The organism is Herbaspirillum rhizosphaerae (assembly GCF_046025915.1).
Lineage (GTDB): Bacteria > Pseudomonadota > Gammaproteobacteria > Burkholderiales > Burkholderiaceae_D > Herbaspirillum > Herbaspirillum rhizosphaerae_A.
On the sequence record NZ_JAQQFR010000008.1, the window covers coordinates 100,377 to 113,871 of the forward strand.

8 protein-coding genes are annotated in these 13,495 nt (G+C 57.2%); 2 read left to right on the plus strand and 6 right to left on the minus strand.

The annotated features are described in order from the left end of the window. Positions 1–17: 17 nt before the first annotated feature. The 3 genes from PQR63_RS13595 to PQR63_RS13605 all read right to left on the minus strand — a co-directional run bounded on the left by PQR63_RS13595 (position 18) and on the right by PQR63_RS13605 (position 7,298). Entirely contained in the window at positions 18–2,162 is a 2,145-nt protein-coding gene (locus tag PQR63_RS13595) for a methyl-accepting chemotaxis protein (RefSeq protein ID WP_408168425.1), read from the minus strand. A 277-nt stretch (positions 2,163–2,439) separates the two neighbouring features. After that, entirely contained in the window at positions 2,440–5,409 is a 2,970-nt protein-coding gene (locus PQR63_RS13600; RefSeq protein ID WP_408168426.1) for a sensor domain-containing protein, read from the minus strand. A 146-nt stretch (positions 5,410–5,555) separates the two neighbouring features. Next, on the minus strand, positions 5,556–7,298 hold the full coding sequence (locus PQR63_RS13605) for a methyl-accepting chemotaxis protein (RefSeq protein WP_408168427.1): 1,743 nt from the start codon (positions 7,296–7,298) through the stop codon (positions 5,556–5,558). Between the two features lie 402 nt (positions 7,299–7,700). On the opposite strand from PQR63_RS13605, the gene PQR63_RS13610 reads away from it, so the two are divergent. Beyond that, entirely contained in the window at positions 7,701–8,348 is a 648-nt protein-coding gene (locus PQR63_RS13610) for a VTT domain-containing protein (RefSeq protein WP_408168428.1), read from the plus strand. A 61-nt stretch (positions 8,349–8,409) separates the two neighbouring features. On the opposite strand, the gene PQR63_RS13615 is transcribed toward PQR63_RS13610, so the two are convergent. The 3 genes from PQR63_RS13615 to tsaE all read right to left on the minus strand — a co-directional run bounded on the left by PQR63_RS13615 (position 8,410) and on the right by tsaE (position 12,348). After that, positions 8,410–10,158, minus strand: a complete 1,749-nt coding sequence (locus PQR63_RS13615) for a methyl-accepting chemotaxis protein (RefSeq protein ID WP_408168429.1) — start codon at positions 10,156–10,158, stop codon at positions 8,410–8,412. Between the two features lie 385 nt (positions 10,159–10,543). Continuing rightward, positions 10,544–11,890: an N-acetylmuramoyl-L-alanine amidase gene (locus PQR63_RS13620; RefSeq protein ID WP_408168431.1), complete on the minus strand. Its 1,347-nt coding sequence runs from the start codon at positions 11,888–11,890 to the stop codon at positions 10,544–10,546. Continuing rightward, positions 11,854–12,348: a tRNA (adenosine(37)-N6)-threonylcarbamoyltransferase complex ATPase subunit type 1 TsaE gene (gene tsaE / locus PQR63_RS13625; protein ID WP_408168432.1), complete on the minus strand. Its 495-nt coding sequence runs from the start codon at positions 12,346–12,348 to the stop codon at positions 11,854–11,856. The genes PQR63_RS13620 and tsaE overlap by 37 nt, the downstream gene beginning before the upstream one ends. A gap of 56 nt (positions 12,349–12,404) precedes the next feature. Between tsaE and queG the strand changes: the two genes are divergently transcribed. After that, positions 12,405–13,481, plus strand: a complete 1,077-nt coding sequence (gene queG / locus PQR63_RS13630) for a tRNA epoxyqueuosine(34) reductase QueG (protein ID WP_408168433.1) — start codon at positions 12,405–12,407, stop codon at positions 13,479–13,481. Positions 13,482–13,495 lie beyond the last annotated feature (14 nt).

The following is a 13,495-nucleotide window of genomic DNA, read 5'->3' on the forward strand; positions in this document are numbered from 1 at the left end:
GACCAGGTATGACGAACTTAGAACTGTTCCCAGTCGCTGTCCTTGTCGGGGGATGGCAAGGCCTTCTTTGTTGCCGGAAGTTTGGTTGCCGCTGTGGCAGGTTTGATCGCAGTGACCGGCTTGACGCTGACCGTGCGCATTGGAGTAGGTGCAGGTGCAGGCGCAGCCGTGAACGACATCGCATGCGTCTCGTCCAGCTTGAAGGTGCTGACCGATGCCGTCAGTTTATGCGCCTGGTCTTGCAGCGATTGCGCAGCAGCGGCGGCTTCTTCCACCAGGGCGGCATTTTGCTGCGTGGTTTGTTCCATCTGCGTGATGGCGTGATTGACTTGCTCGATGCCGTCGCGCTGTTCCTGGCTGGCCGAGCTGATCTCGCCGACGATGTCGGTTACGCGGCGCACGCTGGCGACGACTTCGGTCATGGTGGCGCCCGCTTGTTCGACCAGCTTGCTGCCGGCTTCAACCTTGTCGACGGAATCATCGATGAGGATCTTGATTTCCTTGGCGGCAGCGGCGGAGCGTTGCGCCAGGCTGCGCACTTCGGATGCAACCACCGCAAAGCCCCGACCCTGCTCGCCGGCACGTGCGGCTTCCACTGCCGCGTTCAGTGCCAGAATATTAGTTTGGAAGGCGATGCCGTCGATGACGCTGATGATGTCGACAATCTTCTTCGACGAATCGTTGATTGAGCCCATTGTGTCGATCACTTTGCCGACTACTGCGCCGCCTTGCGAGGCGACTTCAGACGCAGACTGAGCAAGTTGATTGGCTTGCTGGGCGTTGTCGGCGTTTTGCTTGACGGTCGAGGTCAGTTCTTCCATTGCGGAAGCGGTTTCTTCCAGCGAACCGGCCTGCTGTTCGGTCCGCGACGACAGGTCGAGATTACCGCTGGCGATTTCAGTCGATGCAGTAGTGATTTGTTCTGTGCCCTGGCGGACATCCGCCACCACGTGTGCCAGACCATCGCTGATGCCGTTGACGGCAAGCATGAGCTGGCCGATTTCATCCTGCTGATTGACCTGCAGGCGTGCGGTAAGGTCGCCACCGGCCAGCTTGTCGGCGGCTTCGCGGGCACGCGCCAGCGGGCGGGTGACAACCTGTTTGATGACGATCACCAGCACGGCGCCGACCAGCAGCAGGAAGATCGCGCCGAACAGCATGAAGCGGTCGCGCATGGCGGCGATTTCGCGCGTTACTTCAGCAGTGTAGGTTTCACCGGCGATGACCCAGTTCCAGCTTGCGAACTGGCTGAACGCAACGATCTTGTCTTCGCCTGCGTGGCCGGCGGTATCGGGGTTGTCCCACATGTAGCGCATGACGCCTTCTTTCTGCGTCAGCATGTCCTTGATGAATTCCTTGCCGTTGACGTCCTTCAGGCCCAGCAGATTTTTACCCTCATCTTTCGGTCCGGCGATCAGCTTGCCGTAGTCATTTCCCGGCTTGGCGTTGATCACATAAAAGTAACCGGTCTCGCCGATCTTGAGCGCTTTAATCTTGGCGGTCAGCGCCGCAATGTCGCCTGAAATATCAACACCCACATACAGCACGCCGATCAGTTGGCCCGCTGCGTCCTTGATCGGAGTGTACTTGGTGATGTATTGCTTGCCGAACAGCGTCGCAATGCCGCTATAGGATTTGTCGGCCAGCAGTGCCGCGTAGCCGGGATGCGTTCTGTCGAGCAGCGTGCCGACGGCGCGGTCGCCGTTTTCCTTTTTCACCGATGTGGAGACACGCACGAAATCGTCGCCGGTCTTGGCGAAGATGGTTGCGGTCACGCCAGTCTGCGCGGTGAAGCGGTCAGGGATGGCGAAATCCAGGTTGAGGTCGGTATTGCCGTTGCGCAGTACCGGCGTCGCCTTGTCGCCGATCTGGATGGTGCGGCTGCTGTCGAGCGAAAATTTTTCCGGGAAGGAGTTGGCGAACATGTTGGAGAAACGTTCCACCTGGCTGTTCACCGAGCGGTCGAACATCTCGACCATGTTGACGACGCCACGCGTCTCGCCGGCGATCTGGTTCATCGATCGATGCTCCAGCATCGTCGACGTGGCGTAGCTGATCAACAGCATCGCCGCGATGAACAGAGCTCCCACCAGTGCGAGGGTGAGAGAAGTGAGCTTGGTGCCGACGGCCCAGCTCCGGTAATGGAAGGCAGAGGTTTGCATAGTGTGGTTTTCTTTTTGTTGGGCGCGAGGGCGCCGGGTACCGCGAGCAAACGTGTTTACTCTGTTGCTGCAAAGAACTTGCAAACGTTTGCGCGTGCGCGGCAATGATGTGAAGCTTCGGTTTGAAGGGGAGAAAGTATAGCTAAATTCGCCCTCAAACTGGTTTCATTGAGCGGAATAATTCACGTAACTAGTTGTTTATGAACCACTTTTTTTGGTAAGACCTTTAAAAGTGATGCAACAATGCTAAGTAAAATTGTTTCTTTGATAAAACTTTTTATAAAAAATTGTCTATTTTGAAATTTTTTAGCCAATGCTCAAAAATTTCGGACAGCATGGGGCGCGAAAACAGATAGCCCTGAGCGACGTCGCAGCCCTGTTGTTTGAGCAGATGGTATTGCCGTTTGTCCTCCACGCCTTCAGCAACGACGATCAGGTTGAGGCTCTCGCCGATGCGAATGACGGCATTGGTCAGCGCCAGCACGGTTTCGTCGCGATCCATGTCGCGCACAAAACTCTGGTCCAGTTTCAGTTCGCATACCGGCAGATTGCGCAGGTAGCCGAGACTGGAGTAGCCGGTGCCGAAATCATCCATCGCCAGCTTGACGCCCTGCGCGTGGATTTCGTGGATGGTACGCGTGGTGCTGGGGTTGGTGTCCATCATCACCGTCTCAGTGATCTCCAGCGTCAGGTCGCCGGGCGCTAATTCATAGCGTTGCAGCAAGCCGGCAATGAATTGCGGCAAGTCCAGATCATGGAAGTTGGTCGACGACAGATTGACCGACACCGATGGCACCTTGATGCCGCGACGGCGCCAATCGCTCAACTGTGAACAGGCTTCTTCCAGCGCCCATTTGCCGAGCTCGCCGATGAGTCCGCATTCTTCCGCAATCGGGATGAAGCGCGCCGGCGAGACTTGCCCCAACTGGTCATGATGCCAGCGTGCCAGCGCTTCCACGCCATGCAGCAGGCCGGTGCGGACATTCACCTGGGGCTGGTAGTGCAGCTCAAAATCACCGCCGCGCAAGGCATCGCGCAAAGCGCCCTCCAGCGCCAGCCGCTCTTGCGCCTGCGTGTTCATTTCATCACTGAAGAAGCTGAAGCGGCCGCGATTCTTTTCCTTGGTCTGATACATCGCCATGTCGGCACGATGCAGCAAGATCTCGATAGTGTCGCCATTGTCCGGGAACAGGGCAATGCCGATACTGGCCAGCGGCGTCAGCGCCACACCGGCAATATGGCAGGGCAGTGACAGGTTGGCCTGAATGCGTTTGACGACGTCGGTGACGCGATGTAGATCGCATTGCGACAACACGATGACGAACTCGTCGCCAGACAGGCGGCCGACGATATCCGACTTGCGCGCCTCGATTTGCAATCGTGCCGCAACCGTGCGCAGCAATTCGTCGCCGGCCTGATGGCCGAGCGAATCGTTGATCTGCTTGAAGCGATCCAGATCGATGAACAACACTGCCAGCGGGATCCGCGTGCGCGCCGCATTGGCGATAGCCTGGTTGGCCTTGACCATCAGCAGGCTGCGATTGGGCAGGCCGGTCAGCGAATCGTAGAACGCCAGTTGATGTATGCGCGAACGCGTCTCTTCTCGTTCCAGCGCCAAGGCGCACAAGTGCAGACTGACATCGACCAGACGATGATGGAAGGCATCAGCCTTGCGCTTGCCGTGATAGTAGAAAGCCAGCGTACCGATGACGCGGCCATCAGCTGACTTGATCGGCGTCGACCAGCATGACTCCAGCCCCATCGGCAATACCAGATGTTTGTAATCGGCCCACAACGGATCATTGGCGATGTCGACGACTTCCACCGGCTCGGCACGGAAAGCGGCGGTGCCGCAGGAGCCGACACAGGGGCCGATCGGTATGCCTTCAATGGCCTGGTTGTAGGCTTCCGGCAAACGCGGGCCGGCTACCGGATGCAGCAAGCCTTGCTCGTCGACGCGTAGCACCGACGCGACAACGTCGGGCGCAATGTGCTCCAGTTCCAGGCACACCATGGTCAGCACTTCCTGCAGGCTGGCTTCGCGCACCATGGCGTTGAGCGCTTTATATTGCAGCACCTCATGCATCTTGGTGTTGGTGATATCGGTCAGGATGCAGACGGCATTGATCAGTTTGCCGTCGCCGTCGAGAATCGGATTGACCACGGTCGATACCCACAGCGGATGGCCTTGCTTGTCGATCATCATCTCTTCGCCGTGGAAGCTGTTGCCTTGTGCAATCACGGCGTAGCAGTCGTCGATCAGCTTCAGGATCGCGGTCTGTCCTTCGAACAGTTCGCGCGGCCGCTTGCCGATGACTTCGTCGGCGGCAAAGCCGAGCATGCGGCTGAAACCAGTATTGTGAAAGACGATGTAATTGGTGTCGTTGGTGATGAAAACGGCATTGTCGGTTTCGTTGATGCCCAGCGACAGCAGGTGCTGGTATTCGCGGTCGCGTTGTTCGCGCACCATGCGGTAAGACACGTCGGAGCCGATGCTGATGATCTTGATCGGCAAGCCGTCGACATCCAGCACTGGCGTATAGGTCGCTTCCCACCAGATCGGACGGCCATCACGCGCAATCCTCTTAAAACGTCCTGAGAAGAAGCGTCCCTGATTGACGTCGCGCCAGAAGTTTTCATATTCTTGACTGGCAACATATTCCGGATCGCATAAGAAGCCGTGGTGCTTGCCGACGATCTCTTCGGGCAGATAGCCCATGGTCTTGAGATAGTTACTGTTGGCGCCCACGATGACGCCGTCAGCGGAGAACTCGATCACGCCGAGCGAGCGGTTGAGGGCGCGTAGAACGCTGTGATTTTCTTGTGAGTCGTCGACATGCGCAGTGATGTCGGCGGCGATGGAAACAACGTGCTGGAGCTTTCCCTCGGCGTCGAAGACGGGATTGCAGGTTGCCTCCAGCCACAACCGGGAGCCGTCGCTGCGCATGCGCTGCAAGGTGCCTGCCACGACTTCACCGGCATGCAGGCGACGCCAGAATTCAGCGTATTCAGGCGATTTGGCGTATTCGGGATTGCACAGCATACGGTGATGATGGCCGACGATGTCGCTGCGCCGGTACGCCATCAGCGTCAGGAAATTGTCGTTGGCGCTCAGAATCGTGCCGTCAGGCGCGAGTTCAAGTATCGCCATCGAGCGGGAAAATGCAGCCAGCAGCGCTTCCTTCTCCTCCAGAGAGGCGCGGCATTGCTGGAGTTCCTGGCTGATATGCTCGGCATCCATCATCATGGACTGTTCCCTTGCCTGATCTTCGTTGCGTGACTGCTTCGGTACGCGCAATTCCCCTGCTCGATAATCATCATATGCCGCTTTTAATTCTTATGTCTGCTTGATGCGACGACGTTACGACAATTAACGGCTATTTTTTTCTTGCTTCAGAACTGTTCCCACTGATCCCCGTCGTCGGCCTTGGGTGCTGCAATAGTCTTGGTGGCGACTGCCGGCTGCTCTGATTTCCTTGAGGCAATGGCCGATGTTCTGGATGCGGTAGCAACCGGTTTCGGTGCAATCGGTCTTGGCGTAGCGGTTTTGCGTGGCGATGGCGCTGAAGCGGCACCGGTCAGATCGGCGGAAGAAATCTTGAACACGCTGACAACCTGAGACAGGCGACCGGCCTGATCTTGCAGAGATTGTGCCGCAGCAGCGGCTTGTTCCACCAGCGCGGCATTTTGCTGGGTGGTTTGATCCATCTGCGTGATGGCTTGATTCACTTGTTCGATACCGTCGCTTTGTTCCTGGCTGGCAGCGGTGATTTCGGCCATGACATCGGTGACGCGCCTGACGCTGGCAACCACCTCATCCATGGTGACGCCGGCCTGGGCAACCAGCTTGCTGCCTTGCCCGACTTTGTCCACAGAATCATCAATGAGCGTCTTGATCTCTTTGGCCGCTGCCGCAGAACGCTGCGCCAGACTGCGCACTTCTGAAGCGACAACGGCAAAGCCGCGTCCCTGTTCGCCTGCGCGGGCCGCTTCCACAGCGGCATTCAACGCCAGGATATTGGTCTGGAAAGCGATGCCGTCGATGACGCTGATGATGTCGACAATTTTTCTGGACGACTCATTGATCGATTCCATGGTGTTGACCACCTGGCCGACGACGCTGCCGCCTTCGACCGCCACCGTAGACGCTGAGGCGGCCAGTTGATTGGCCTGGCGTGCGTTGTCGGCATTTTGTTTGACGGTGGAAGTCAGTTCTTCCATGGCCGAGGCGGTTTCTTCCAGTGAGCTGGCTTGTTGTTCGGTGCGTGAAGACAGATCGAGGTTGCCGGTTGCAATTTCGCTGGATGCCGTCGCAATGGTGTCGGTGCTGACGCGCACCTCGCCGACGATTTGTTGCAAGCGGGCATTCATGGTTTGGAGTGCTGCCAGCAACTTGCCTGTTTCATCTTTGGCGCTGCTGTCGATGCGCGACGTCAAGTCGCCGGCGGCGACAGTTTCCGCCAGGCTGACAGCGTGGTTCAGCGGTTGCGTGATACTGCGCGTCGTGACGTAGGCAATCACGCAGGCAAGCAGAATGGCAATGGTGGTGAGGGCGATGATCAGGTTGCGTGCACTGCCGTACTCCTTCTCCACGTTGAGGCTGGCGTCCTTCATCAACTGATCCTGATACTTGTTGAGCTCGTTGAGCGACTTCAGGTATCTTTGCTGAAGGTCAAAGGTGCCACCGGTAAAGAGCAGGCTCAACGCTTTGTCGCGGTCGCCGGCAGCGATGCTTTTCAGAACCTGATCGCTGGCAGTTGCATAGTCGGCGCGGGCACGTTGGATTTCCTGGAAGAGTGCCCGGCCTTTTTCCGATTTGATGCCTTTGTCCAGCGTGTCCATGTCGGCAGCGACCGTCTTGATCGCGACAGGGATCAGGTCGTTCTGCAGTTTGATTTGCGCAGGATCCGTCATCAGCAGCAGATTACGGGTGGCGCGGATGATCAGGTTTTCCTGGTTGATGATATCGCTGGCGTAGACGGTTTTCGGGTACGTCTGATTGACGACCGTGGACATCTGATGATTGAGGATAGATAGCTGGTTACCGCCCACAAAGCCTGTGATGATCAGTAATGCCACGAGAATGGCAAAGCCGGCGCCCAGTCGGACGCCAATTTTCAGATTTGTGATGCGCATTTTGAATCTCCCTTTTTATATATATGCGCCTGTCACTTTTGCGGGGGTGTGAACAGTGGACATATCAGACGTTATCGGAAAGAACATTCTTGTTCTTGAGCATCGGAGACAAATAAGTTTTATCGCATTTTTTTCACTTGAAACGCGTCGCGTTTCCCGTCATTCTCTTTTGTTGGCGTTTGCTTTTGCGTTGATGGCAAGGCGAAAGGATGAGTAGTGTATGATTCCGGCGCAGCATAAAACGTAGCAAAGTACGTCACAGAGTACGAAACAACGCACGTAACAAACGTACGTAACAAACATCAACTAGTCGGCAATAGCCAGCAGCAGTCAGTAAAAGTCAGTCGGCAACAGTAGGTTATAGGGCTTTCCCGCGTTGGCGGCGATCAATGAAATGAGTGTATGGATTACTTGCAGTTACTGGATGTGCTGTTGCACGTCGACAAGTCCCTCGGCATCCTGATAGAGCAATACGGCACGATGATTTATGTAGTGCTGTTCCTGATTATCTTTTGCGAAACCGGCCTGGTGGTGCTGCCGTTTTTGCCCGGTGATTCCCTGTTGTTCATTGCCGGTACCTTTTGCGCTACCGGTGCGATGAACATCTGGCTATTGATGTTTCTGCTGGTCGTTGCGGCCATCACCGGCAATACCCTCAATTATTGGATCGGCAAAGCGATCGGGCACAGAGTTTTTACCAACAATTACCGCTGGCTCAATCCCGAAGCGCTGGCAAAAACTCATTCCTTTTACGAAAAGCACGGCGGCAAAACCATTATCCTGGCGCGCTTCACGCCTATCGTCCGCACCTTCGCGCCCTTCATTGCCGGCGTGTCGGAAATGACCTTCGTCAAATTCCAGTTCTTCAACATCATCGGCGCCTTGCTCTGGGTAGTCGGGCTGGTCGTGTTCGGTTATCTGTTTGGTAACTTGCCCTGGGTACGCCAGAACCTCAACACCCTGGTGCTGATCGGCATCGCCGCCGCCATCCTGCCGATCGTGCTGGGTGGCTTGTGGCAGGTTTTCCGCCAGTTCCGCCGGCGTAAATAAGTTTGCGCCAGACTGTTGCCGATATCTTCAGCTTTTCCCCGACCCGCTGTTCTTCACTCCCCTAAAATTCCTCCCAGTGCGCATCGTTGCCACCGGGAGTTTTCACTTTGCTGGTTTCCAGCTTTCTTGCCGGTGTCGTGCTGATCGTTGATGGCCGTGGTGTGATGTCGCGTGCGGGATGCGATGGACGTGGCGAGCGGACAGACGTCGTCGCTGCCGCTGGTTCGCCAATTAGCTCGCGTTCATCCAGCTTGAAGACGCCGACCACCTGCGCCAGATGGCTGGCCTGATCCTGCAACGATTGCGCCGCCGCGGCAGCCTGTTCGACCAGCGCGGCGTTCTGCTGCGTGGTCTCGTCCATCTGGGTAATGGCGTGGTTAATCTGTTCGATGCCGTCGCTTTGCTCCTGCCCGGCCGAGGTGATTTCGCTGACGATATCGGTGACGCGCCGCACACTGGTGACGACTTCTTCCATCGTATTGCCGGCTTGCTCGACCAGCTTGCTGCCGTTGCCGACTTTCTCGACGGAGTCGTTGATCAGGGCTTTGATTTCCTTGGCGGCAGAGGCACTGCGCTGTGCCAGGTTACGTACTTCCGATGCGACTACTGCAAAACCGCGCCCTTGTTCTCCGGCACGGGCGGCTTCGACTGCTGCGTTCAACGCGAGGATATTGGTCTGGAAGGCGATGCCATCAATCACGCTGATGATGTCGACGATCTTCTTCGATGACGCATTGATCGATTCCATGGTGTTGACCACCTTGCCGACCACGCTGCCGCCTTGCATCGCGACTTCGGATGCAGACACAGCCAGTTGATTGGCTTGGCGCGCGTTGTCGGCGTTCTGACGCACCGTGGAGGTTAGCTGCTCCATGGCGGAGGCGGTTTCTTCCAGCGAGCCGGCCTGCTGCTCGGTGCGCGAGGAGAGGTCCAGATTGCCTCTGGCGATCTCTGTCGTTGCGGTGGCGATGGTATCGGTGCCGCGTCGCACCTGGCGCACGATGCTTTGCAAATTGTCATTCATGGTCTTGAGCGCGCCCAGCAATTGCGCGGTTTCATCCTTGCCACTGGTATCGATCTCTGATGTCAGGTCGCCTGCGGCAACCGTCTTGGCAACCGCGACGGCGCGGTTGAGCGGTCGGGTGATGCTGCGCGTAATCGTGAAAGCGATGAAGCCGGACATTGCCAATCCCACGACCGCCAGCCCAATCAGCATATGGCTGGCGTGCTCATAGTTGCGGTCAACTTCTTCGCCGGAAGTCTGCATCATTTCATGTTGCTGTTTGATTAATTTTTCGACAGCCCCCATGTAGGCGCTCTGAACCGGACGCACGTCGCTGATGAGCAGATCAATGGCGCCTTCCTTGGTGCCTTCCGCGACGAGCTTGAGTACCTGGTCGCGTTTTTCCAGATAATTCTTTTGCGTCACCAGCAGATTGGCCAGCAAGGTGCGGCTCTGGTCGTCCGTCAGGCGCTTGTCGAGTTCGGTGAGTTGGGTTTGAATGGCCTTTTCAGCGCCGACGATACGGTCGCTTTCGCTCTTGATCTGCTTGGGGTCTTTGAGCAGCAGAATGTTGCGCACCGAGCGAGCGACCAGATTGAGCTGGTCAACGATGTCGCCGGCGATGACGGTCTTGGGATACTTGTCATGGATGACGTCGTTCATCTGGCGGTTGAGCTGCGATAGCCGGTTGACGCCCACCACGGCCATGGCGACCATCAGCAGCATGAGCAAACCGAATCCCAGCCAGAGGCGGCTGCTGATCGTAATATTGGCAATCTTCACGTGCTTCTCCCATCTGTAAAACATGCAATGACAATGTTGCTGTTTGAAAAGAATCGGGCAGTGCAGCAGGGTAGTGCGGCGTACGACGTGATGAAAATTTGAGCAAAGAACGTTGCTGCGAGCGCTAGGCTGCACTCCATCATTGTTCATGGAAGGGCAAGAAGCAAATAAATAACGGCATTAAAGCGTAATCGGGTTGGTACTCAGATGCTACAACCATCATACGATTGCGGCCCGGGTAGGCCATGCGAGGAAATGACGTGTTTATGCCGATCTGTTTGCGATAAGTACGCTAAATCGTTCCAAATCGATTACGTCGGGGAAATATTCAGGTGGTATGGGAAGGCTCAAAACAAAACTCCCGATGCGTGAGCACCGGGAGTTTGGGGGAGAGCGTAACTTGTCGAAATCAGGTCAGCTTGTTCTTGGCGAGCGGCGGATTCTTGGAGAAGTACTTCTTGATGCCGGTCATGATGGCATCAGCCATGTCATCCTGATAACTGTTGTCGGTGAGCTTGGCTTCTTCTTCCGGATTGGAGATGAATGCCGTCTCGATCAGGATGCTCGGGATATCCGGTGCCTTGAGCACGGCGAAGCCTGCTTGCTCAACCGCGCCCTTGTGCAGCTTGTTGATGCCGCCGATTTCTCGGAGCACGGCGTTACCGATGCGCAGGCTGTCGTTGATCTGCGCCGTGGTCGACAAATCCAGCAAAACGCTTGCCAGTTGCTTGTCGTGCGTCTTGATATTGACGCCGCCGATCATGTCGGCGGAGTTTTCCTTGTTGGCGAGCCAGCGCGCTGCGGTTGAGCTGGCGCCCTTTTCGGACAAGGCGAACACCGAGGAGCCGCGCGCAGTAGGCTGCACGAAGGCATCGGCGTGAATCGAGATGAACAAATCGGCCTGCACCTTGCGAGCCTTTTGCACGCGCATGCCCAACGGCACGAAGAAGTCGGCATCGCGGGTGAGCATTACGCGCATGTTCGGCTGTTCTTCGATTTTCTTTTTCAGACGCTTGGCAATCGACAGCACCACGTCTTTTTCGCGGTTGCCGCGGCTGCCGATCGCGCCGGGGTCCTCGCCACCGTGGCCGGGGTCGAGCGCGATGGTGATCATGCGCGTCAGTTGCAGCTTGGTGTCGTCCTGCGGCCTGGCCTTGGCGACCTGTGGCGGATCGTCATCCTGCGCTTGCGGCGCCGGTTTAACGTCCGGCTTGGCCTCCGCCAGCGGCGGTTTGACCTCGGTTTGCTGGTCCTTGGGCCAGTTGCCCTTCTGGATCAGCGCGGCGATCGGATCGGGCGGATTGGCCGGATACAGGTCAATGACGAAGCGGTATTTGTACTCGCCGACCGGTTCCAGTGTGAACACCTGCGGCTTGATCTCGTCCTTGAGGTCGAACACCAGGCGCACCACGCTGGGGCGGTTCTGGCCGACGCGGACTTGCTTGATGTAGGGGTCGTTAGGCTGGATCTTGGCGACCAGGTCTTTCAGCGTCGAATTCAGGTCGATACCTTCGATATCGACTACCAGGCGTTCCGGATTCTTGACGACGAAATGGGTGACTTTGAGGTTGCTGTCGTTCTCCAGCGTGACGCGGGTATAGTCATCGGACGGCCATACGCGCACCGCCAGAATTTGCGACGCCAGCGCAGGCATGGGAGTCAATACAGAGACGAGGAGCGTGCCGCCTGCCTTGAGGATAGTGCGGCGAGTCTTGGATTTCAGAGATTTGGTGCAAATTTCAGTCGAGCGAGGCATTGATGACCCTTGTCAGACAACGCTCGTAATTCTACATCACGTCCGTGTCCTGCAACCGTTAGAGAGATATGGATGTCTGGGGCGGGCAACACTGGTTCGCCTTTTTCCGGCCATTCGATGATGCAGATGCTGTTTTCGTTGAAATGTTCACGAAAACCCGCCTCCAGGAACTCTTCCGGACTGGCCATGCGGTAGAGGTCGAAGTGGATAACGGTTACCATGCGGTCTGCGAGCTTGACCGGGTAGGGCTCGGCCAGCGTGTAAGTCGGACTTTTGACGCGGCCTTCGTAGCCGGCGGCATGCAGCAGCGCGCGCGTCAGGGCGGTTTTGCCGGCGCCGAGGTCGCCATGCAGATAGATCGCCATGCCCGGTTCCAGCACGTGCGCCAGCGCGGCGCCCAGCGCGGTGGTGCCGGCTTCGTCCTGCAAATGGGTGTGATGGATGTAATCAGGCGACATAGACGAAAGCTGCAAAGAAATTTGTTTGAAACAAAGTAATTAATGATTGTGATGCGATGACCGACCTAGTAGCACTTGCCGACACCATCAAAGCCTGGGGGCGCGAACTCGGGTTCGCCGACCTGCGCATTGCCGATGTCGATCTGTCGCATCGGGAAGCCGGTTTTCAGGCGTGGCTCGACAAGGGATACCACGGCGAGATGGATTATATGGCAAGCCACGGGATGAAGCGCACCCGGCCTGCAGAATTGGTGCCGGGAACGGTGCGCGTGATCACCGCGCGCATGCCTTATCTGCCGCGAGCGACTTCTCCCGACTGGCGTGAACGTGAGGAGGCGCGTGGCGCCGACGGCAGCGCCGCCGTTGTCTCCCTGTACGCCCGCGGCCGCGATTATCACAAGGTGCTGCGGGCGCGATTGCAGCAGCTCGCCGGTCGTATCGAAAACGAAATCGGCAGCTTCGGCTATCGCGTCTTCACCGATTCCGCACCCGTGATGGAAGTCGCGCTGGCGGAAAAATCCGGCCTCGGCTGGCGCGGCAAGCACACCTTGCTGCTCAACCGCGAAGCCGGCTCCATGTTCTTCCTTGGAGAACTGTTCACCGATCTGGCGTTGCCGGTCGACGAACCGGTCACGCCACATTGCGGGCAGTGCAGCAGCTGCATTGACGTTTGTCCGACGCAGGCCATCGTCGCGCCTTACGAACTCGATGCACGCCGTTGCATCTCTTATCTCACCATTGAACTCAAGGGAAGCATCCCGGTGGAGCTGCGCAGCTTGATCGGCAACCGCGTCTATGGCTGCGACGACTGCCAGCTGTATTGTCCATGGAACAAGTTCGCACAAACCTCGACCTTGCCCGATTTTGACGCGCGTCATGGCCTCGGTAGCGCCTCGCTGATCGAGCTGCTGAACTGGAGCGAAGACGATTTCAACCGCAACACCGAAGGCAGCGCCATCCGTCGCGTCGGGCACGAACGCTGGCTGCGCAACATGGCGGTTGGACTGGGTAATGCCGCATCAACACACAAAGGCGATCCGGCCATCGTCGCGGCTTTGCAAGCACGCCTGACACACCCCGCCGAGCTGGTGCGTGAGCATGTCGAATGGGCGCTGGAGCAACATTCCTTGTAAAGTGTTGTCTCCAC